General features: G+C 67.0%; 19 protein-coding genes. 12 read left to right on the top strand and 7 right to left on the bottom strand.

Annotated elements, in window-relative coordinates; genetic code table 11:
* Positions 1–17: 17 nt before the first annotated feature.
* The 4 genes from K6142_RS03500 to nth all read right to left on the bottom strand — a co-directional run bounded on the left by K6142_RS03500 (position 18) and on the right by nth (position 3,565).
* Positions 18–350 (bottom strand): PilZ domain-containing protein, encoded by a 333-nt coding sequence (locus K6142_RS03500; RefSeq protein WP_190244002.1) that lies wholly within the window; start codon positions 348–350, stop codon positions 18–20.
* Between the two features lie 275 nt (positions 351–625).
* On the bottom strand, positions 626–1,597 hold the full coding sequence (locus tag K6142_RS03495; protein WP_015946559.1) for a chemotaxis protein: 972 nt from the start codon (positions 1,595–1,597) through the stop codon (positions 626–628).
* A gap of 292 nt (positions 1,598–1,889) precedes the next feature.
* Positions 1,890–2,723 carry a ribonuclease H-like domain-containing protein gene (locus tag K6142_RS03490; RefSeq protein ID WP_190244003.1) on the bottom strand — a complete coding sequence of 278 codons (834 nt, stop codon included), beginning with the start codon at positions 2,721–2,723 and terminating at the stop codon, positions 1,890–1,892.
* A complete protein-coding gene (gene nth / locus K6142_RS03485; protein ID WP_190244004.1) occupies positions 2,720–3,565 on the bottom strand; it encodes an endonuclease III in 846 nt (281 codons plus the stop codon). The genes K6142_RS03490 and nth overlap by 4 nt, the downstream gene beginning before the upstream one ends.
* 593 nt (positions 3,566–4,158) lie before the next feature.
* Between nth and cutA the strand changes: the two genes are divergently transcribed.
* A complete protein-coding gene (gene cutA, locus K6142_RS03480) occupies positions 4,159–4,479 on the top strand; it encodes a divalent-cation tolerance protein CutA (protein WP_015946556.1) in 321 nt (106 codons plus the stop codon).
* 1 nt (position 4,480) lies between these two features.
* Positions 4,481–5,407 (top strand): carbohydrate kinase family protein, encoded by a 927-nt coding sequence (locus K6142_RS03475; protein WP_190244005.1) that lies wholly within the window; start codon positions 4,481–4,483, stop codon positions 5,405–5,407.
* A 371-nt stretch (positions 5,408–5,778) separates the two neighbouring features.
* On the opposite strand, the gene K6142_RS03470 is transcribed toward K6142_RS03475, so the two are convergent.
* The 3 genes from K6142_RS03470 to K6142_RS03460 all read right to left on the bottom strand — a co-directional run bounded on the left by K6142_RS03470 (position 5,779) and on the right by K6142_RS03460 (position 7,068).
* The gene (locus K6142_RS03470) at positions 5,779–6,123 is read right to left on the bottom strand and encodes a ferredoxin-thioredoxin reductase catalytic domain-containing protein (protein ID WP_035068652.1); all 345 of its coding nucleotides are present in this window, start codon (positions 6,121–6,123) and stop codon (positions 5,779–5,781) included.
* Entirely contained in the window at positions 6,120–6,383 is a 264-nt protein-coding gene (locus K6142_RS03465; RefSeq protein WP_015946553.1) for a glutaredoxin family protein, read from the bottom strand. The genes K6142_RS03470 and K6142_RS03465 overlap by 4 nt, the downstream gene beginning before the upstream one ends.
* 172 nt (positions 6,384–6,555) lie before the next feature.
* Positions 6,556–7,068 carry a hypothetical protein gene (locus K6142_RS03460; protein WP_015946552.1) on the bottom strand — a complete coding sequence of 171 codons (513 nt, stop codon included), beginning with the start codon at positions 7,066–7,068 and terminating at the stop codon, positions 6,556–6,558.
* 702 nt (positions 7,069–7,770) lie between these two features.
* Between K6142_RS03460 and fusA the strand changes: the two genes are divergently transcribed.
* The 10 genes from fusA to K6142_RS03410 all read left to right on the top strand — a co-directional run bounded on the left by fusA (position 7,771) and on the right by K6142_RS03410 (position 20,401).
* Positions 7,771–9,837: an elongation factor G gene (gene fusA, locus K6142_RS03455; RefSeq protein ID WP_190244006.1), complete on the top strand. Its 2,067-nt coding sequence runs from the start codon at positions 7,771–7,773 to the stop codon at positions 9,835–9,837.
* Positions 9,838–10,166: 329 nt separating this feature from the next.
* A complete protein-coding gene (locus K6142_RS03450) occupies positions 10,167–11,015 on the top strand; it encodes a GntR family transcriptional regulator (RefSeq protein ID WP_190244007.1) in 849 nt (282 codons plus the stop codon).
* 153 nt (positions 11,016–11,168) lie between these two features.
* Positions 11,169–11,960 (top strand): hydroxypyruvate isomerase, encoded by a 792-nt coding sequence (gene hyi / locus K6142_RS03445; protein ID WP_190244008.1) that lies wholly within the window; start codon positions 11,169–11,171, stop codon positions 11,958–11,960.
* A 182-nt stretch (positions 11,961–12,142) separates the two neighbouring features.
* Positions 12,143–13,447, top strand: coding sequence for a lipid II:glycine glycyltransferase FemX (locus K6142_RS03440; protein ID WP_190244009.1), 1,305 nt, complete (start codon positions 12,143–12,145; stop codon positions 13,445–13,447).
* 28 nt (positions 13,448–13,475) lie between these two features.
* On the top strand, positions 13,476–14,426 hold the full coding sequence (gene garR, locus K6142_RS03435) for a 2-hydroxy-3-oxopropionate reductase (RefSeq protein ID WP_411722690.1): 951 nt from the start codon (positions 13,476–13,478) through the stop codon (positions 14,424–14,426).
* Between the two features lie 420 nt (positions 14,427–14,846).
* Positions 14,847–16,508, top strand: a complete 1,662-nt coding sequence (locus K6142_RS03430) for a ribonuclease J (protein WP_190244011.1) — start codon at positions 14,847–14,849, stop codon at positions 16,506–16,508.
* A 146-nt stretch (positions 16,509–16,654) separates the two neighbouring features.
* Positions 16,655–17,437, top strand: a complete 783-nt coding sequence (locus tag K6142_RS03425; RefSeq protein WP_190244012.1) for a fumarylacetoacetate hydrolase family protein — start codon at positions 16,655–16,657, stop codon at positions 17,435–17,437.
* Positions 17,438–17,764: 327 nt separating this feature from the next.
* Positions 17,765–18,568 carry a 30S ribosomal protein S2 gene (gene rpsB, locus K6142_RS03420; RefSeq protein WP_190244013.1) on the top strand — a complete coding sequence of 268 codons (804 nt, stop codon included), beginning with the start codon at positions 17,765–17,767 and terminating at the stop codon, positions 18,566–18,568.
* A gap of 34 nt (positions 18,569–18,602) precedes the next feature.
* Positions 18,603–19,205: a translation elongation factor Ts gene (tsf, locus tag K6142_RS03415; protein ID WP_167123647.1), complete on the top strand. Its 603-nt coding sequence runs from the start codon at positions 18,603–18,605 to the stop codon at positions 19,203–19,205.
* Positions 19,206–19,381: 176 nt separating this feature from the next.
* The gene (locus K6142_RS03410; RefSeq protein ID WP_190244014.1) at positions 19,382–20,401 is read left to right on the top strand and encodes an NAD-dependent epimerase/dehydratase family protein; all 1,020 of its coding nucleotides are present in this window, start codon (positions 19,382–19,384) and stop codon (positions 20,399–20,401) included.
* Positions 20,402–20,434: the final 33 nt, after the last annotated feature.

The following is a 20,434-nucleotide window of genomic DNA, read 5'->3' as shown; positions in this document are numbered from 1 at the left end:
CGGCCACTATCCCGCCACTATCCCGCCAGATCGGCCAGGTCCGCCTGCAAGCCCGACACCGAGGCATCCAGATCCACGTCGAAGCTGGCCCCGAATTCACTGCCGCTGACCCAGGCCACCGTGTAGGCCACGTCCTTCAGGTAGGCCAGTTGGAAATTCTCTCCCCGCAGCAGGGTGCCCCGCACGCCCTGTGCGGGCATGGCGTTGCCGTCGGCCAGCAGCATGCGCGAGCCGCCGGGGCTGATGTCGATAAGCTGGGCAATGCGGTCCCTGCCGTCCATGTGCACCCGGCAGGACTGGTTCAACCCGTAGGCTTTCAGAAAAATGCGTGCGTGGCGCCTGCGTTCCATGCTGTTTCCCCCTGTTGCCCTGCCGTGGCGACAACCGTGCGGCCTGCCAAGCCACACGGCCTGCTCGGCTCGGACGGTCTGCACGAGTCGGGCGGTCCAACTGCTCCGGTCGGATCGCCTGCCTGTGCATGCCGGAACATCCGGCGCATAACCCCCTGAAACGGGGAGCACTCTACCACACCCGCGAAAGGATGGGAACGCCGTTAGTCGATGCGCACGACATGTCCGACGGGGTGCTCGGGGCCGGGTCCGCCGCCCTCGCACACGCAGGAGGCCTACGCCGCGCTGGCCTCCTGGCGGAACCGCTCGATAAGGCCCCGCACCCGTTCGGTAAGGCCGGGCAGGTCGGGCTTGGATATCTGGTCGTCGGCCCCCACGGCGGCGCCCTTGTGGCGCAGGGCGTCGGTGATCAGCGAAGAGAACAGCACCACGGGCAGCTTTTGCAGCACCTGGTCTTCCTTGATGCGCCGGGTCAGGTTGTGGCCGTCCATCTCGGGCATCTCGATGTCCGACACCACCAGGTCCACGTAGTCGTAAATATGCTTGCGCTCTTCTTCCGAACGCTTGCGCCAGTCGACCAGCACGTCCCACGCCTCGCGCCCGCTGCTGGTGCGGGTGACGCGAAAGCCCGCCTTTTCCAGCGTGCTGCCGATCATGTTGCGGATGGCCGAGGAATCGTCGGCGATGAGCACGTGCCACTGTTCGCCCTGCGTCACCACCGGCTCCACCGCCGCCAGCGTCGCGCCGATGTCCGCCCGGGGGTTCATGGACGCCACTATCTTTTCCATGTCCAGCAGGAACACGATGCGGTCCTCGAAGCGCACCACCCCGATGACCGACTGGCCGCTGTAGGTCTGCATGTGCATGTCGGGGGCCTCCACCTGGCTCCAGCTCAGGCGATGGATGCGCGTGACCCCGGACACCAGGAACGCGGTGACCATGCCGCTGAACTCGGACACGATGACCTTCAGGGCGTCACTGGCCGCCACTTGCTTGCCCAGCCACCCGCCCAGGTCCACCAGGGGCAGGACCCGGCCACGCAGGTTGAAGGTGCCCAGCGCCGCCGGATGGTGCTTGCTGGGCACGCCGGTGACCGTGGGACGGCGAATGATCTCCAGCACCTTGGCCACGTTCATGCCGTAGTAGCCACGGTACACCCCGCCCCCCGGCAGGGTTTCCTCGATGTAGAATTCGATGATTTCGAGCTCGTTGGTGCCCGATTCCAGCAGGATGTTGGTCTGGCTCATGTGCCCCCCTGAAAAGTCGTGACGTGCGGCCCAGTATGCCACACGGCGCGCCGTGGGCAATTGTTTTTCCGCATCGGGGGCAACAATATAGCCAGCGCCGCCGCGTGTGCGACGGGGAAGGCCGGGAGGTAGGAGCGGGCAAGGACACTGGCAGGAAATGACCGGCAGAGCAAAGAGGAACGGGCACTCGCCACCGCACCCGGAAAGTGCGGTCCGATGGAGGGGGATGCGGAAACGGGGCCGTCAGGCCGTCAGGCCGTCAGGCCCATCTGAAGGGCGCGGGAAACGACCGTCACACCGCCCGCACGCCCACCTTGCGCAGCACCTCGGCGCTGGCGCGAAAGGGATTTTCTGCCCGCAGGCACTGCGGCAGCGGATGCTCCGGCAGCACGGGCAGCCCGGCCAGATGGGCATTGTAGGCATGCACCGCCAGCGGCTCCAGGGTCAGCACGTCTTCGGCGTTGTAGGCCAGCAGCGTTTCCAGCGCGCGGTCATCGCCGCTGTTCCGCCAGTGGCGCCACAGCAGCACGGCGGTGTAGCCGTCCACCCCGGCGAGGTTGCCGCGATCCAGTCCGAAGGCCTGCTCCACCCGCTTCAGCCCGCCGGAATAGCCCAGCGGCTTCAGCACCCAGCGCAGATCCAGATGGGCCATGTCCAGCTTCTGGCGGAAGGTCTGCTCGATGAACGGCGCATCGAAGCCGCGCCCGTTGAAGGTCACCAGCAGCTTGTAGTCGCGGATGTCGTCGGCGAAGGTTTCCAGGTTGTCGCCATGCCGGTAGGTGCGCAACTGGAACCCGTCCCACAGGGCAATGGTGGTGATGTGCGATTCCGGCCAGCCGAGTCCGGTGGTTTCGATGTCCACGTAGGCCGCCTGATGACGGAAGGCGCCAAACAGCCGCCACTGGTCCGCCGCGCCCAGGCGCTGGCCGAACCACGCGGCATCGCCCGCCGCGAGGCGCTCGTGCGAATCGGTGATGCCACGGGCAAACGTGCCTGCCTCGTGCTTGCGGCAGGGAATGTCGCCGCGCGCGGCGGCGTCCTGCCAGGTAAGGCAGCCCCCGCGCCACAGGCGCTCCTCGAAGGCGGCGCCCACGCCGGGCAGATGGCGGAAGGTGGAGGTTATCATGGCTTGCCGCCGCTGCTGCCGGAGCGCCCCACGTTACCAGCCCGCCGTCGCCCACCCATGGTGGGCTTGCGGGGTTTGCCAAATCCGGTCGCCGCCCCTTTTCCTTCGGGCCGGGCTTCACTTCCGGCCTCCTGCGCCGCCTCGTCGCTTTTTCCGCCGCTCTTGCCGCTCCGGGGCTTCCGGACCTTGGTGGCCGCGCCCTGCTTCTGCCCCACCCCGTGGCGCGGGCAGACCTCGATCATCTCGCATTCGCCGCAGCGCGGGGCGCGCGCATCGCACACATGGCGGCCAAACCATACCAGCATGTGGTTCACGTCGCCCCAGGCATCGCGCGGAAAAAGGTCCATCAGGTCGCGCTCTATCTGCACCGGGTCCACGGATTCGGTGAAGCCCATGCGAAACGCGATGCGCTTGACGTGGGTGTCCACGGCAATGCCTTCGTTGATGCCGTAGGCCCCCCACAGCACCACGTTGGCCGTCTTGCGGGCCACGCCCGGCAGTTGCACCAGTTCGGCCATGGTGCGGGGCACCTCGCCGCCGTGCACGTCGGTCACGCGACGGGCCGCGCCCAGCAGGTTGGTGGCCTTGTTGCGGTAGAACCCGGTGGAGTGGATGACCTCTTCCAACTCCTCCTGCGTGGCGCGGGCAAGCTCTGCCGGGCCGGGCCAACGGCTGAACAGGCCGGGGGTGACCTGGTTCACGCGCACGTCGGTGCACTGGGCGGCCAGCACCGTGGCCACCAGCAGTTCCCAGGCGTTCCGGGCCACCAGATGCGTTTCGCGGGTAGGGTAACGCAGGCGCAGGAGTTCGAGCACCCTGGCCGCGCGGTCGGCGGTCTGCATGAAAGGCTCCGTAAAAAGGATGTGGCGGCTGCCGGGCGGCAAGGCGGAAGGACAAGGCGTCCGTGACGGGCAGGCGGACCGGCATGCTGCCGCACCGACGGGCAGGGGGCAGGCATGCGGGCGGCGCAACGCCCTGTTTCCACGCGGCGGCCAGTATATGCCATGGCGAACCGCGCCCCGCAACCACGCGAAAGCGAAAGGCACCGCGCGCCCTGCCGGACCACCCCATGCCTTGCGCATGATTTTCTGCCGCCCCCTGCCGTCCCCGTCCCACCGCCCCGTCACCCTCGTCATTCGCCGTCATCCGCCGTCATCCGCATCCACCTGCGCGGATTCGTGCTCGCCCCTCCTCGTTCGCACCGCACCCACCGCCCCCGCAAGGCGCTTCCCGGCAGCGTCCCGAGGCATTCCCGTGCCGTAACGGCGATCATCGCGTTGCCGTGCGGTGGCTTCTCCGCTATGCACATGGGCGGCGCGCCGCGCGCGGATGCCTTCATCCCGCGCACCCGCTGCCCGCCCGCACCGCGCGGCCCCTCCGCGCACCATCAACGCCAACGGCGCACGGGCGGCATACCACGCCGCAGGAGGTCCACATGGCGGTCATCGTGTACATGACGGCCCCGAACCCGGAAGAAGCCGAGCGCATCGGCCGCATTCTGGTGGAACGCCGCCTTGCCGCGTGCGTCAACGTGCTGGGGTCCATCCGGTCCATCTACCACTGGGCGGGCGACATCCAGACCGAAACCGAAACCGCGTTCATCGCCAAGACCACAGACGCCCTCGTACCCGCCCTGACCGAGGCGGTGCTGCAACTGCACCCCTACGAGGTGCCCTGTGTGGCAACCCTGCCCATCACCGGCGGCAGCGCCGCCTTTCTCGGCTGGATCGACGAAGTAACCCGCAAGGAGCCCTAGCATGTCCATCTACGTTTCCGGGTCCATCGCCTACGACCGCATCATGAATTTCCCCGGCAAGTTCGCGGACCATATCCTGCCGGAAAAAATACACATCCTGAACGTGTGCTTTCTGATCGACCGGCTGGAGGAAAAGCGCGGCGGCACGGCGGGCAACATTGCCTACAACCTGGCCCTGCTGGGCGAAACACCGCACATCCTGTGCTGCGTGGGCAAGGACTTCGACCGCTACGCAGAGGAACTGGACAGGCTGGGCCTGCCGCAGGACGGCATCCGCAGGCTGGACGACCAGTTCACCGCCGGGGCCTACATCACCACCGACCAGAGCGACAACCAGATCACCGGCTTCAACCCGGCGGCCATGCGCTTTCCGTGCGAGTACCCCTTCCCCGCGCTGGACGCCAAGGCGGACATCGCCATCGTCTCGCCCGGCAACGTGGACGACATGGTGGGCCTGCCGCGCATGTTCCGCGAACGCGGCGTGCGCTACATCTTCGACCCCGGCCAGCAGATTCCCGCCCTGTCCGGCGACCAACTGTACGAGGCCATCTGCGGCGCGCACATGCTGGTCACCAACGACTACGAACTGGAAATGATAATGAAGGCCACGGGGCGCACCAAGGCGGAACTGCTGGAGCGCACCGGGTGGATCATCACCACCATGTCCGAGCACGGCTCGCGCATCGACAACGGCAGCCCGGTGCTGGTGCCCGCCGTCAAGGCCGAACGCGTGCTGGACCCCACCGGCGCGGGCGACGCCTACCGCGCGGGCCTCATCAAGGGGCTGGTGGACGGCAAGGACGTGACCGAGGCCGCCCGCATGGGCGCCACCTGCGCCAGCTTTTGCGTGGAGCACTACGGCACCCAGGAACATGCCTTCACGCCGGAGCAGTTTGCGGCGCGGCACAACGCGGCCTTCGGCAACTAGCCCCTCGCGCACACGACATATCCGCAACGAAAAGCGCCGCCGGGTTCCTTCGGGAATCCGGCGGCGCTAAATTTCTGCTAAACGGCATGCCAACGCACAGCTTCAGGTGGTGTGCCGCAAGAGGGTTTTTTGTTCTCTGCCGAGGAAGCGGGCTTTTTTATGAAGGGAGTGCCTCAGCCGTTGGGTGAGCAACGCGAACCTTACGGATGAGGACAGCAGCGCGTACGTTTGTGGTACTCGACCGGAATAAAAAAACACGCTGACCGCTCTGCGCACGATGCCCGTAGGACTAGCAAGCTCGCCCAACGGGCATGCTCCGCACCCTTCGGGTCGGACGGCAGAGGACAAAAGGCACCTTGCGGCCACACCACCTATCCAAATAATTTCTCCGGCGGCCTGCGCTCCGGCACGATGTCGTGGGGAATTTCGTCGTCGTTCCAGGCCTGCGACACGTACAGCCCGCAGAAGCAGGCCCCGAATTCCTTCACGTCGTCCTCTCGGTACACGCAGGGACAGACGATGTCGCGGTCCTTTTCGAACTCGCCAAGGGCCAGGCGGCAGGGGCAGGCCATGTACCCGTAGCGCTGCTTGTTCACCAGCAGGCTTTCCAGCAGGGGCATGGTCATGTCCATGTCCTTGTTGAAGAAGTAGCCCTTGGGTTCCTGAATCTTGCGCAGCATGTCATGCAGCGCCTGCGGGGTGGCTGGGCCGCTCATAGGTGCAGGGCCTCCTTGATGTCTTCCTTGTGAAAGCCCACGATGACGCGGCCATTGCCGCAAACCAGCGTGGGAAAGGACAGCTTGGGGTTGTGGGCGCGAATTTCTTCCAGCACCGCCTTGCGCTCGTCGCCTTCCAGCTGATCCACGAACACGCACTTGTAGTCCACGCCATGCTCTTCAAGATACTGCTTGGTATTCTTGCAGTGAACGCAGGTGGACAGGGCGAACAGTTTCACTTCGTTGGAATCGTCGGACATGATGCATACCTCGTTCGGCGTGCGCGCCGCAACGTTCGGTGGAATGGAAATGAGGTGCCGCGAACCGCTGGCGCATCCTAGCAGCAGCCCCCCCGGCGTGACAATCTGTATGGGAGCCCGGATGGACTGTCCGGTGAAACCGCGCAATGCCCCCGCAGGAAGCCGCCCGCCGCTACGCGACTGGCCGCCCGGCCACCGCGTCGGCGATGAGCGAGGCCAGCCGCCGCACGGTGGAGGCAAGGTCGGGATGCTCCTCAAGAACGCCGTCCACGCGGATTCCGTAGCGTTCATCGCGCAGGGGACGGCGCACGCCGTCTCCGCCGGGGTGCCCGGAACCGTCGCGGTCACCCAGCAACACAGTGAGCGCATTGTGGGTGACCACCATGGTGCGCCCGCCCGCCTCCACGGTCAGGGTGTCGCCGTCGTCCCGCAGGTCGAAGCGCTGGTCCTCGGGCAGTTCCTCGCGCATTTCGGCAAGGGCGGCGGCCACGGGACGCAGCCGTTCGCGGGCCACGTCGCGCAGCCGTTCGGACATGCCCGTGGCGCTTTCGCCCACGGCCCGGCGGCGCGAAAGCTCCTCGCGCAGCACCTCGCGCGGGTTCTCCGGCCTGGTCCGCCACACGTAGCGCAACAGCAGGTAAATCAGCAGGACGAACAGGCCGCCCAGAATCAAGCCGCGTATCATGCCATACTCCATGCCGCGAAAGATGCGCCTTGCGCAAGTGGGTGCCTGCGGAGGGTGCTTTCCACCAACCCTGCAACGCCGTTCCGCCGGTGCGACGTGCCCGGCGGTACCCCGCACCGCCCCGGCCCATCCGCCCACCCGAACGGAGCGAAACCCGCAAACCGTTGCGGGACGCCGATTGCCGGGGCGACGGCCAGTTTGGCCTTGACATCTTTCTTAACGTCTTCCTATGACTTACGTAACTGGAAAGCCATCGGCAAGGCCCGGCGGCACGTCCGACAGGATCGCGGCACTGTCACGATTCCCGCGCGGAACGGTTGCCAACCGCCACCGCCCCCTGCAACCCTCAACCCGCATCGCCGCCCGAAAACCGGACGATACGCCACACGACACGGGGGAAAAGGCCCGACAGCGCACAGCGCAACCGCGCAACTGCGGCAGGCAGGACAGCCACAGGCAAGGCACGGAGCACACGGGGCAACACGACGACCCCGGGCAGCGGCAACACCACCCGCCGCACCGCGCACCGCCAGGCACAGCCGCACGAACGGCGCAGACGCACCACGCCACAGGGACGACGCCCCGCACGAGAAAGCACGAACGGAACACGGTTTTGTTGGCGGCATCACGCATTCATGGACACTGCGCCCTGCCCGGCAGGGATCTCATCTCCACAACCATCAGGAACAAGGGAGACGGATTATGTCCAAGGCGTTGGAGACCCAAAGAACCTATGCTCTCGTAGGAACCGGAGGTTGCGGTAAGACCTCGCTCGCCGAAATGCTGCTGTATCAGGCGGGCGTGGTCGGCCGCCTCGGCAAAATCGAGGAGGGCACCACCGCCCTCGACTTCGAGCCGGAGGAAACCAAGCGGCGCGGTTCCATCCAGCCCTCGGTGGCCACCCTGCAACGCAACGGTTCCCGCCACTTCCTGCTCGACATCCCCGGCGACAACAACTTCATCGGCGACATCGGCTACCTGCTTTCAGGTGTTGATGCCGCCGTTTTCGTCATCGACGCGGTGGACGGCGTGCGGCCGCTCACCCGCAAGCTGTGGCAGTCGGTGCGGGCCGCCGGGCTGCCCGCCGCCGTGTTCATCAACAAGGTGGACCGCGACCGGGCCGACTTCGACATGGCCTTCTCCGGCCTTTCCGCCATTCTCGGCATGCGGCCCGTGCTGCTGTACATGCCCATCGGCCAGCAGGCCAATTTCAAGGGCCTTGTGGACGTGCTGGCGGGCAAGGCGCTGTTCTTCGGCGCCGACGGCAAGGTGACCGAAGGCGAAATCCCCGCCGACATGGCCGACGACGTGGCCGCCCTGCGCGAGACCACCATCGAGAACATCGCCGAGGCCGACGAAACCCTGATGGAAAAATACCTCGAAGAGGGCGAACTGACCCCCGAGGAAATGGCCCTGGGCCTGCAAAAGGGCGTGCTGTCCGGCGACCTGGTGCCCGTGGTGGCCGGTGCCGCCATGGAAAACAAGGGTGGCGCGCAATTGCTCGACACCATCGACCGGCTGCTGCCCTCGCCCCTGCAACGCGCCGCCTGGCTGGACGCGGACGGCAAGGAACGGGCCAGCAGCCCCGACGCCCCCGCCGCGTGTTTCGTGTTCAAGACCCTGGCGGACCCCTTCGCGGGGCAACTCAGCCTGATCCGGGTGCTTTCGGGCACCGTCTCCACCGAATCCACCCTCAAGAACATGACCACGGGCGAGCCGGAACGCCTCGGCTCGCTGCTGTACCTTACCGGCAAGACCCAGACCCCCTGCAAGGACGCGCTGGGGCCCGGCGCCGTGGTGGCCGTGGCCAAGCTGAAGGGCACCCGCACCGGCGACACCCTGTGCGACGAAAAGAACCCCTTCGTGCTGCCCAAGCCGACCATGCCGCCGCAGCTGATCACCTATGCCCTCGCCCCCAAGGAAAAGGGCGACGAAGACAAGGTGTTCACCGCCGTGCACAAGCTGCTGGACGAGGACATCACCCTGCGTCTGGCCCGTGACGAGGAAACCAGCGACATCCTGCTCTCCGGCATGGGCCAGCTGCACATCGAACTTTCCGTCGAAAAGGCCAAACGCCGCTACAAGACCGAAATCCTGCTCAAGACGCCCAAGGTGCCCTACCGCGAAACCGTGCGCGGCAAGGCCCAGGTGCAGGGGCGGCACAAGAAGCAGTCCGGCGGGCGCGGCCAGTTCGGCGACTGCTGGATCGAAATGGAAGGGCTGCCGCGCGGCTCCGGCTACGTGTTCGAGGATGCGGTGGTGGGCGGCTCCATCCCCCGCCAGTACATCCCCGCCGTGGACAAGGGCGTGCAGGAAGCCGCCGCGCGCGGGTACCTTGCCGGATGCCCGGTGGTGGACTTCAAGGTGAAGCTGTACGACGGCAGCTACCACACGGTGGATTCGTCGGAAATGGCGTTCAAGATCGCGGGCTCGCTGGCCTTCAAGAAGGCCATGGAACTAATGAAGCCCACCCTGCTCGAACCCATCGTGCTGCTGACCGTCTCCGTGCCCGACGAATACATGGGCGACGTCATCGGCGACCTGTCGTCGCGGCGCGGCAAGGTGCTGGGGTCCGATTCGCAGGTGGGCATCACCGAAATCAAGGCCCACGTGCCCATGAGCGAAGTGCTACGCTACGCGCCCGACCTGCGCTCCATGACCGGCGGGCAGGGCGTGTTCACCATGGAATTCGACCATTACGAGGAAGCGCCGCCGCCGGTGGCCGAAAAGGTCATCGCCGACTACAGGAAGGAACGCGGCGAGGAGTAGCCGCGCCGGTTCCTGCCGTGGACTGAACAGACCTGCACATGATCGCGCCGCTTCCGGGATTCCGGGGGCGGCGCGAAACTGTTGCGAAACCCGAATTCTTGCGGGTGAGGAACCCTTTTGCGGCAGCCGGAGGCGTCCAAAAACAGACGGTGTCAACGTCAGCAACGCACGCGGCAAACGGCACGCAAGACCGCAGCAGCACATCGGCATGGCACACCGACTTCACGCCAACCGGCAGGATGCCTGACCGGCGGATACGCAATCCTGTACTTTTGCATTCTGCATGCAAAACGATTGACCCATTCCCCGGCCCCGGCTAGGGTCAACACATGAAGCTTCCCACGTCCTCCACCGACATCGCCACCACCGCCCCCGACGGCCTTGCCGCCATCCGGCACGAGAACCTCGACGAGAAGGTCTACGACCGCATCCGGGCCATGGTCGCCGACGGCGTGCTGGCCCCCGGCCAGCGGGTGGCGCAGGAGGCGTTGGCCGCGCGCCTTGGCGTCAGCCGCACGCCGCTGGTCAACGCCCTGAAGCGCCTTGCGCAGGACGGGCTGTTGCGGGCCATTCCCCGCCGGGGGTTCCGGGTGCGCGAACTGTCCACGCTGGAACTGGTGCAGTTGTTCGAACTGCGCGAGCGGCTGGAGCCGCTGGCGGCGGAACTGGCCGCCCTGCGCATCACCCCGGACGAGGCGCAGCGCATGGCCGACGAATGGCGGGCCATGGCCAGCCTGCCGGACACGCCGCAGGCGCACCAGACCTACGTGGAGCGCGACCGGGCCTTTCACCGGCGGTTGGCCGAGCTTTCCGGCAACCCCTTCCTGCGCGCGGCCATGGACCCGGTGAGCATGATGGCCGCCGCCTACCTGCACGGCACCCCCCGCCCGTGGGAGGACACCGTGCCCGACCATCTGGCCGTCATCGATGGCCTGCGCCGGGGCGATCCGGTGGCCAGCGGCGCGGCCATGCGCAACCACATCGCGCCGTCGCTGGCGGCGCTGCGGCAGACCCTGACAGAAGCCGAAACGCCGGACAGGCCCGATAGGCCGGATGGACCGGACGGGCCGAACGTGTCGGACGCACAGGACGCCCTGCCCCCGTCACCGGACACGTCACCGGACGCGTCTCCAGAGCTTGCTGGCGACACCAGCCACGAACCGCCCAAGGCCGCCTGAAGAAACCGGGCCGCACCCGGCAGCCCCGAACGCCTCACCCGAAAACGCACGGACACGACGCCAGCCCCGGCACGGGGCGCCCCGCGTCCCCCGGCAGCCGCCCGCAATGTTCCGCCCCTGCAACCGCAAGCAGGCCCAACCCCAGGAGTGACCATGCCCAGATTCGCCGCCAACCTGACCATGCTGTTCACCGAACTGCCGTTCACCGAACGCTTCGCCGCCGCGCGCTCTGCGGGCTTCGACGCGGTGGAATACCTGTTCCCCTACGACCACGCCCCGGAAACGCTGGCCTCGCTGCTGCGCGACAACGGCCTGACCCAGGTGCTGTTCAACCTGCCCGCGGGCGACTGGGCCGCCGGAGAGCGCGGCATCGCCGCCCTGCCGGGGCGCGAGGCGGAATTCCGCGCCGGGGTGGACCGGGCCATTGCCTACGCCAAGGCCCTTGGCGTGCCCCGGTTGAACTGCCTGGCGGGCAAGGTGCCGGACAACGACCCCGCCGCCGCGCAGGCCGCGTGGGCCACCCTGGTGGACAACGTGCGCTTCGCCGCCGACCGGCTGGCCGAGGCCGGGCTGGCACTGCTGGTGGAATTCATCAACCGCAAGGACATTCCCGGCTTCTTCCTGCATTCCACCGTGCAGGTGCTGCGCCTGCTGGACGAGGTGGGCCGCCCCAACGTGCTGTTGCAGTACGACGTCTACCATGCCCAACGCGAGGAGGGCGAACTGGCCGCCACCCTGCGCGCCCACATGGCCCGCATCGGGCACGTCCAGATCGCGGACACGCCGGGCCGCCACCAGCCGGGCACCGGCGAAATCAACTACCCCTTCCTGTTCGCCGAACTGGACCGCCTGGGTTACGCCGGGCACATCGGGCTGGAATACGTGCCCGCGCCCGGCACGCTGGCGTCGCTGGACTGGATGCTTCCGTACACCACACAGGCGTAACCACAACCAATAAAAAGAAAACAAGGACACCCACATGCGCACCCCGCTCCCCCACGGGGGCACGACCGGCGTGGCCGATCCACGGCGGCGCGATGCCGCCGGGCCGCCCCTCTTCGGCCTGCCCCCTCCCGCGACCACGGACCGCGCCTGACGGCGCACGCCAACCTCAACAGGGATCTGACATGTTCGAGCTTTCATCGAAACGGACCGATGCCCTGCTGCCCACCGACATCCTGTTCCAGACGGGATACTGGGCGCAGGTGAAGGCCCGGCTGGGCTACACGCCGAAGGCGTTCGACCTGGCCGCCACCGACCACCACGGCGACGTGCTGGTGCTGCTGCAACCCATGGGGCGTGGCCGCGCCATGGCCTACGTGCCGCAAGGGCCGGAGCACGCCCCCGCCGAGGAGGACTATGGTCCGTTCCTCGAAGACCTTTCCGAAGCGCTGGCCCGCAACCTTGGCCCGTCCGTGGCGTTCATCCGCTATGACCTGCCGTGGGCCTCGCCCTATGCCGAAGACATGCTGGCGCACGGCAGCAACGCCTACCCGGAACCGCGCATCCGCGAGATGCGCATGAACATGGGCACCCGCAACTGGAACCTCCGCAAGGCCTACCGCGACATGACCGTGGCCAGTTCGCTGGTGGTGGACCTGACCGGCACGGAGCAGGACATTCTGGCGCGCATGAAGCCCAAGACCCGCTACAACATCGGCCTTGCGGACCGGAAGGACGTGTGGGTGGACCCCGCCCCGCCGGACATGCTGCCGGTGTTCCACGGGCTGTACCGCCAGACTGCCCTGCGCAACGGCTTTGCCCCGTGCGGGTACGAGCAGTTCCAGGCGCTGTTCCGCGCCCGCCTGCGCGGCCTGCCCCCTGCAAGGGCGGAACATGCCGCCCCGGCCCATCCCGTCCGGACGGAGTGGCCGGGCGGAGCGGATTGGCATGACTGGCGCGAGTGGGTTGGCGCTGCGGACCGCACCGAGGCCGCACGCACATCCGCATCGTCCCCCTCGTCCGCCTCATTCGCCTCGTCCCCCTCATCCGTCTCGTCCCCCTCATCCGCCGCATCGGCCTCATCGGCTTCAGCTCCCTCATCGGGCACATTCCATGACGCCGAACTGCTGTTCCTGCTGGCCCGCCACGGCGCAGACGTGCTGGCCGGGGCCATCGTGGCCCTGTGCGGGACCACGGCGCATTTCCTGTACGGGGCCTCGTCCAACCACAAGCGCCAGTGCATGGCCCCCTATGCCATGCACTGGAAGGCCATGCGCCTGGCGCGCCTGCGCGGGTGCACCGCCTACGACATGGGTGCGGTGCCCCCGGGGCTGGACCCGGCCCACCCGTTCCACGGGCTGCATCGCTTCAAGACCGGGTTCGGTGGCCATGTGGAACTGCGCAGCGGCTCGTGGGACTACCCCATCGACCATGCCGCGCACCGTGATTTCTGCAACCTTGAAAGCCTGGAACGTCACAGGCCGTCCTGATTCCAGACGCCGCAAACCGCGCAACACCATGGGGGCCGCCGCAGCGCGCGGCGGCCCCGCCACCGCAAAGGAGCACGCCATGCAACGCATCGGATTCATTGGGCTCGGCATCATGGGCGCCCCCATGTGCCGCAACCTGCTCAAGGCCGGGTTTCCGGTAACCGCCTACACCCGCAACGGCGACAAGCTGCGGGCCATGGCCGCCGAGGGCGCGGCGGCGGCGGAAAGCCCCGCTGCCGTGGCCGCCGCGTCGGACGTGGTCATCACCATGCTGCCCAACTCGCCCGAGGTGCGCGCGGTGGCTCTTGGCCCCGGCGGCATCGCGGAAGGCGCGGCCCCCGGCTGCATCGTGGCCGACATGAGCTCCATCGCCCCGCTGGCCAGCCGCGAGATCGCGGCGGAACTGGCGAAGAAGTCCATCCGCATGCTGGACGCCCCGGTGAGCGGCGGCGAGCCGAAAGCCATCGACGGCACCCTGTCGGTGATGGTGGGCGGCGCGCAGGAAGACTTCGACGCCTGCCTGCCGGTGTTCAAGGCCATGGCCGCCTCGGTGGTGCGCGTGGGCGAGGTGGGCGCGGGCAACGTGACCAAGCTGGCCAACCAGATCGTGGTGGCGGGCAACATTGCGGCCATGTCCGAGGCGCTGGTGCTGGCCACCCGCGCCGGGGCGGACCCGGACCTGGTCTACCAGGCCATCCGGGGCGGCCTTGCGGGCAGCACCGTGCTGGATGCCAAGGCCCCGCTGGTCATGGACGGCAAGTTCACCCCCGGATTCCGCATCAGGCTGCATGCCAAGGACATGGGCAACGTGCTGGAAACCTCGCGCGAGTTGCATGTGCCCCTGCCGATGGCCGCCCAGTTGATGGAAGTGATGCAAGGCCTGATGGCCGACGGGCTGGGCGATGCCGACCACGGCGCGCTGATCCGCCACTGGGAGAAGCTGGCCGGGGTGGAGGTGCGCCGCAACAAGCCTTCCTAGCAGCCTCTCCGGCTGGCCTTTTTCCCATTTGGAAAAGGCATAAAGGCGCACCGCAGCCACGATCGTTGTCCTTCCGTTGAACATTCGTTGTTCACGACCAAGGCAAAATTATCATGCCTTGCAAGCACATGCCGCGCCGCCCATCGGGTGGCGCGGCCCTGTTTCGTCGTGCCCACCCCGCACCGTTGCGCCGGGCGGGCCGCACGGCGCATTGCGCGCACCGGCCACGGTTACGGATGGCGCAGCCCCACCGCGCCGAGCCGCACCGCCCGCCCCTGCCGGAGACTGTTCAGCCAAACGGCACGGGTCGGTGTGCGCGTCGCATCCCCTTGTGAGGCCCGCCTTTTTGCGATAGCAAGAGGAACTGACCTGTGCCCTTTCACACCTCACCAGACGCGCAACCAGAGTGGAGCTTCTCGCATGGCGGACCAGACCCCGCACCTGACCATCACCCCCCTTGGCGGACTCGGAGAGATCGGCCTGAACTGCCAGATCTGGTCCACGCCAGACTCCATGGTCCTGGTGGACTGCGGCCTGATGTTCCCCGAAGACTATCACCTTGGCGTGGACGTGGTGATTCCGCGCTTCGACCACGTGTTGCAGAACCGCCACCGGGTGCGCGGCATCGTGCTGACCCACGCGCACGAGGACCACATCGGCGCGCTGCCCTGGCTGATGCCCCACCTGAAGGCCCCCATCTACGGGTCGCGCTTCACCCTGGCACTGGTGGAACACAAGCTGCGCGAACACGGCCTGGCCGACCGCGTGGAACTGGTGCCCGTCTCGCCCGATGCGCCGTTGGTGCTCGGCGACATGACCTTCCGCTTTCTGCCCGTGTGCCATTCCATCATCGAAGGCTACGCCCTGGCCGTGGAAACCCCGGCGGGCCGCGTGGTGCACACCGGCGACTTCAAGATCGACCCCAATCCCCTGTCCGGCCCCGGCACCGACCTTGCGCTGTTCCGTGACTTTGCCGGGGAAGAGGGCGTGCGCCTGCTGCTGTCCGACTCCACCAACATCGAGCGTGACGGCCAGTCGCTGGGCGAGCGCGAGATCATGGACACCTTCCGCCAGTTGTTCGACGAGGCGGAAGGCCGCATCGTGGTCACGCTGTTTTCCAGCCACATCCAGCGCATTCAGGAAGTGTTCGACCTGGCCAGCGAATTCGGGCGCAAGGTGGTGGTCAGCGGCCGCAGCCTGATGAACAACATAGAAATCGCGCGCAACCTCGGCTTTCTGCGGGCAGAGGCGGGCATGATCCTGGACGCCGTGACCATGCCCCCCATGGCCGACCGCGACCTGGTGCTGCTGGTCACCGGTTCGCAGGGCGAGCCGCTGTCCGCCCTTTCGCGCATCATCATGGGCGAGCACAAGCAGCTGTGCATCCACCGGGGCGACACGGTGGTCATGTCCTCGCGCTTCATCCCCGGCAATGCGCGGGCCATCACCAAGCTGATCAACGAACTGTACCGGCTGGGCGCGGAAGTCTACTACGACAAGGTGCGCTCCATCCACGCATCGGGCCACGCCCACCGCGACGAGCTGCGCGCCATGATCGAGGCGGTGCGCCCCCGCTACTTCGTGCCGGTGCACGGCGAATACCGCCACCTGGTCAAGCACTGCCGCCTGGCGCAGGAATGCGGCGTGGCGCAGGAACGCACCATCATCCTTGAAAACGGCGATCCCATCACCCTCACCCCGGACAGCGTGCGCTTCGAAGAGCACGTGCCGGTGGAATTCATTCTGGTGGACGGCAAGGGCGTGGGCGACGTTGGCCATTCGGTGCTGAAGGAACGGCACATCCTGGGCGGCGAAGGCATGGTCATCGTGGTGCTGGTGGTGGACGACACCGGCTGGGAAGTGCTGCACGGCCCGGAAATGCTGTCCAAGGGCTTCGTGTTCGAGCAGCACTACAACCACGTGCTGGAAGACGCCAAGTGCATCGTGCTGGACATCTTCGAAAACATCCCCCCCGGCGAGACGGAACGGCTGCAGGACCGCATCCGCTCGTCGCTGCGGCGGTTCTTCCGCAAGGTGCTGGAGCGCGACCCCATCGTGGTGCCCGTAATCACCACCATCTGACCGTCCGCAGGGTGCGCGCGGCCCCGGCAACGGATTTTTCGGCCCTTTCGGAAAAGGCGGCTACCCCTTTCCGAACCTGACGGCGCCCGATTTCGGGCATTGGCGATGCAACGCGGCGGGTGCGCCCGCCGGAGCGGAGCGGCGACATGCGCGTGGTACGGGTGCAATACAAGGGCAGCGTGTTCTTTGGCGCGTTGCAGGACGACGGCGTGGTGTGCCTGAACCACCAACTGGGGCTGAAAGACCCCATCCCGCTGGCGGAACTTGCCATCCTGCCGGTGGTGGCCCCGTCCAAGATCATCTGCGCGGGCATGAACTACCGCGACCACGCGGCGGAAATCGGCTTTCCCGTGCCGGACGAGCCGGTGTTCTTCCTGAAGGCCCCCACCGCCGTCATCGGCAGCGGCCAGCCCATCCTGGTGCCGCAGGGCGTGGGCCGGGTGGACTACGAGGGCGAACTGGCCATCGTGGTGGGGCGGCAGTGCCGCAACATTTCGCCGGATGCCGTGCCCGCGCACGTCTTTGGCTATACCTGCGCCAACGACGTCACCGCCCGCGACCAGCAACGCCGCGACGGCCTGTTCGGACGCTGCAAGGGCTACGACACCTTCTGCCCCGTGGGGCCGTGGATAGAAACCGACCTGCCCGACACCGCCAGCCTGGCGGTGCGCACCCTGGTCAACGGCGAGGTGCGCCAGCAGGGCAACACCGCCGACATGTTGTTCACCCCCAACGAGATGGTCAGCGCCATATCGCGCGTCATGACCCTGCTGCCCGGCGACCTCATCCTTACCGGCACCCCCGTGGGCGTGGGGCCCATCGTGCCCGGCGACGAGGTGCGCGTGGAAATCGAGCAGGTGGGCCTGCTGATCAACCCCGTGCTGACCGCCCCGGATGGGGACGAGCACGCCGAGGTGCCGTTGCAGTAAGGCGGGCAGTGGCTTTTCCGCCCCTGAACGGCTGTCCGCCATCTCCCGCCCTGCCGCTGCCGCCGCGCCGGACTTGCGCCGCCCGCGCGCGGATTTTCCGGGGACGGAGCAGAAATGCACCGGGGCATGCCCACCCGCGGGTGGCGCACGGATTTTCAGCCTCTCTCCCCACAGACGCTTGCCATCCGCCACGATCTGGCGTATGCATTCCTGCCTTTTACACCAAGCACACTCCGGTTTCGGCCCGGGGTGCCCGCCACGCCACGTGCGGCGCGGGTTGAAGGGCCATGGCCGGTGTGGAAGAAAAAACCCGCAAGGAGTTCTGAAATGGCTTACGTTTCCATGAAGCAGATGCTGGAAACCGGCGTGCACTTCGGTCACCAGACCCGCCGCTGGAACCCCAAGATGCGCCCCTTCATCTTCGGCGCCCGCAACGGCATCCATATCATCGACCTGCAGCAGACCGTTAAGCTGTTCCGCACCGCCCACGACAAGGTTGTGGACACCGTGGTCAACGGCGGCAAGGTCGTGTTCATCGGCACCAAGCGCCAGGCTCAGGAAGCCGTGGCCGTGGAAGCCGGTCGCGCCGGTCAGTTCTACGTGACCAACCGCTGGATGGGCGGCACGCTGACCAACTTCACCACCATCCAGAAGAGCATCGACCGCCTGAAGAAGCTCGAGGCCATGTTCGCCGACGGCACCGTCAACAAGTACCAGAAGAAGGAAATCCTGCGCATGCAGCGCGAGATGGACAAGCTGCTGGCCACCCTTGGCGGTATCAAGGAAATGGACCGTCTGCCCCAGCTCGCCTTCATCGTGGACCCGCACCGCGAAGACATTGCCGTGAAGGAATGCCGCAAGCTCGGCATCCCGATCGTGGCGGTTACCGATACCAACTGCGATCCCGACCTGATCGACTTCGTCATTCCCGGCAACGATGACGCCATCCGCGCCATCAAGCTCTTCGTGGCCGCCATCGCCGACGCCTGCATGGAAGGCGACGCCATGCGCAAGGAACGCAAGGGCAAGGACGCCGAGGAAGAGCTGAAGAAGGCCGCCGCGCCCAAGGCCGCGCCCGCTCCTGAAGCCGTCGCCGAAGCCGCTCCCGCCGCCGAAGCCGCCGCCGAGTAACCAGACCTCCACGACATCTCAGGGAGACCGCACAATGGCAATTACCGCCCAGATGGTTAAGGAACTGCGCGAAAAGACCGGCGCCGGCATGATGGACTGCAAGAAGGCTCTGGAAGAAAACGGCGGCAGCCTCGAAAAGGCCGTCGACTGGCTGCGCCAGAAGGGCCTTTCCAAGGCCGCCAAGAAGGCTGGCCGCGCCACCTCCGAAGGCGTCATCGGCAACTACATCCACTCCACCGGCAAGATCGCCGTTCTCGTGGAAGTGAAGTGCGAGACCGACTTCGTGGCCCGCAACGAAAAGTTCCAGGAATTCGCCAAGAACGTGGCCATGCAGATTGCGGCCAACAACCCCGCCGCCGTGGACGCCGAGTCCGTGGACCCCGCCGTCATCGAGCGCGAGCGCGAGGTTTACCGCCAGAAGGCCCGTGAAGAAGGCAAGCCCGAGAACATCATCGAGAAGATCGTTGAAGGCGGCATCAAGAAGTTCTACAAGGAGATCTGCCTCCTGGAACAGCCGTACATCCGCGACGACAAGATGACCATCCGCGACCTGCTGAACGACGTCATCGCCACCCTGGGCGAAAACGTCACCATCGGCCGCTTCGTCCGCATGCAGCTGGGCGCGGAAGAAGCCTAGCCGCAGGACGGAACGCCGCCATGCCGCACGGATGCAACCGCACCGCTACCGGCATGCAGCAGACCGTGCATGCATCATGAATGAAAGGGGGGTCGAAAGACCCCCTTTTTCGCGGGCTGCGCACCACGCCCGTACCACCGCCACCACGCCGGCCCGGCTCCGGCGCACGGAGCAGCATGTCCATCCCCACTGATCCGCTTCGCACCTGCACGCCGAACAGCCCCCCCGACGCCCCCGCCGGCCTCGGGGAACTGTCGGTCCTCGTCACGGGCGCGGCAGGATTCATCGGCATCAATCTCGTCAAGGCGCTGGCCCCCCGGTGCCGCCGCCTGATATGCTACGGCAGGCGCGCGCAGGAAATCCTGTCGCCGCTGGGCCTGCCGGGCACGGAATGCCATACCGGAGAAACCGGCGACATCGACCGGCTGGGGCCGCTGCTGCACGGGGTGGACCGGGTCATCCATCTTGCGTCCAGTTCCACGCCGGTCAATGCCGACTGGGACCTTGTCACCGACGCCGAGCAAAACGTGCTGACCACGCTGAAGCTGTTCCGCGCCTGCCTTGCGGCGGGCGTGGGCCGGGTGGTGTTCGTCTCTTCCGGCGGCACCGTCTACGGGCCGGGCGCGGTGGTTCCCACTCCGGAATCGGCCCCCACTGATCCCATCACCGCATACGGCGTGGCCAAGGTGGCCATCGAAAAGTACCTGCACGTTTTCCGCCACCTGCACCATCTCGACTACCGCGTCCTGCGCGTGGCCAACCCCTACGGGCCATACCAGCTGGCCACCAAGGGACAAGGCATCATTGGCGCGTTCATCCGCAAGGCGCTTGCGGGGCAGCCGCTGGAAATCTGGGGTGACGGCAGCACGGTGCGCGACTACGTGTACATCGACGACCTGACTGACGCCCTGCTGCGCGCGGCGGTGCACGACGGACCGGGCCGCGTGTTCAACGTGGGCTCCGGACGCGGCACCACCATCAACGAGGTGACTGATACTCTGGAAGCAGTGCTTGGCCGCAGGCTGGAACGGTTGTACCATCCCCCCCGGCCGGTGGACGTGCCGGTAAGCGTGCTGGACTGCGCCGCGGCCTGGCGCGAAATGGGCTGGCGGGCAACAACTCCGCTGGCCGACGGCATGGCGGACACCCTGCGCTGGTTCACCCGGCACGTCACGCCGCCCAGGGCGTCCGCCTGACGCATCTGCCAGCGCGCCACAACGAATTGCAAC

It is taken from the genome of Nitratidesulfovibrio sp. SRB-5 (assembly GCF_019931275.1).
GTDB lineage: Bacteria > Desulfobacterota > Desulfovibrionia > Desulfovibrionales > Desulfovibrionaceae > Cupidesulfovibrio.
This window is presented reverse-complemented; position numbering and strand designations above follow the sequence as displayed.

What these genes read in the sequence shown, in the direction of transcription:
- K6142_RS03500 (WP_190244002.1), bottom strand. Translation starts at nt 350, where the DNA reads ATGGAACGCAGGCGCCACGCACGCATTTTTCTGAAAGCCTACGGGTTG.
- K6142_RS03440 (WP_190244009.1), top strand. Translation starts at nt 12,143, where the DNA reads ATGTTCGAGCTTTCATCGAAACGGACCGATGCCCTGCTGCCCACCGAC.
- K6142_RS03460 (WP_015946552.1), bottom strand. Translation starts at nt 7,068, where the DNA reads ATGATACGCGGCTTGATTCTGGGCGGCCTGTTCGTCCTGCTGATTTAC.
- rpsB (WP_190244013.1), top strand. Translation starts at nt 17,765, where the DNA reads ATGGCTTACGTTTCCATGAAGCAGATGCTGGAAACCGGCGTGCACTTC.
- K6142_RS03425 (WP_190244012.1), top strand. Translation starts at nt 16,655, where the DNA reads ATGCGCGTGGTACGGGTGCAATACAAGGGCAGCGTGTTCTTTGGCGCG.
- K6142_RS03410 (WP_190244014.1), top strand. Translation starts at nt 19,382, where the DNA reads ATGTCCATCCCCACTGATCCGCTTCGCACCTGCACGCCGAACAGCCCC.
- K6142_RS03430 (WP_190244011.1), top strand. Translation starts at nt 14,847, where the DNA reads ATGGCGGACCAGACCCCGCACCTGACCATCACCCCCCTTGGCGGACTC.
- K6142_RS03465 (WP_015946553.1), bottom strand. Translation starts at nt 6,383, where the DNA reads ATGTCCGACGATTCCAACGAAGTGAAACTGTTCGCCCTGTCCACCTGC.
- garR (WP_411722690.1), top strand. Translation starts at nt 13,476, where the DNA reads ATGGGGGCCGCCGCAGCGCGCGGCGGCCCCGCCACCGCAAAGGAGCAC.
- nth (WP_190244004.1), bottom strand. Translation starts at nt 3,565, where the DNA reads ATGCAGACCGCCGACCGCGCGGCCAGGGTGCTCGAACTCCTGCGCCTG.
- K6142_RS03470 (WP_035068652.1), bottom strand. Translation starts at nt 6,123, where the DNA reads ATGAGCGGCCCAGCCACCCCGCAGGCGCTGCATGACATGCTGCGCAAG.
- K6142_RS03475 (WP_190244005.1), top strand. Translation starts at nt 4,481, where the DNA reads ATGTCCATCTACGTTTCCGGGTCCATCGCCTACGACCGCATCATGAAT.
- K6142_RS03450 (WP_190244007.1), top strand. Translation starts at nt 10,167, where the DNA reads ATGAAGCTTCCCACGTCCTCCACCGACATCGCCACCACCGCCCCCGAC.
- K6142_RS03495 (WP_015946559.1), bottom strand. Translation starts at nt 1,597, where the DNA reads ATGAGCCAGACCAACATCCTGCTGGAATCGGGCACCAACGAGCTCGAA.
- fusA (WP_190244006.1), top strand. Translation starts at nt 7,771, where the DNA reads ATGTCCAAGGCGTTGGAGACCCAAAGAACCTATGCTCTCGTAGGAACC.
- hyi (WP_190244008.1), top strand. Translation starts at nt 11,169, where the DNA reads ATGCCCAGATTCGCCGCCAACCTGACCATGCTGTTCACCGAACTGCCG.
- cutA (WP_015946556.1), top strand. Translation starts at nt 4,159, where the DNA reads ATGGCGGTCATCGTGTACATGACGGCCCCGAACCCGGAAGAAGCCGAG.
- tsf (WP_167123647.1), top strand. Translation starts at nt 18,603, where the DNA reads ATGGCAATTACCGCCCAGATGGTTAAGGAACTGCGCGAAAAGACCGGC.
- K6142_RS03490 (WP_190244003.1), bottom strand. Translation starts at nt 2,723, where the DNA reads ATGATAACCTCCACCTTCCGCCATCTGCCCGGCGTGGGCGCCGCCTTC.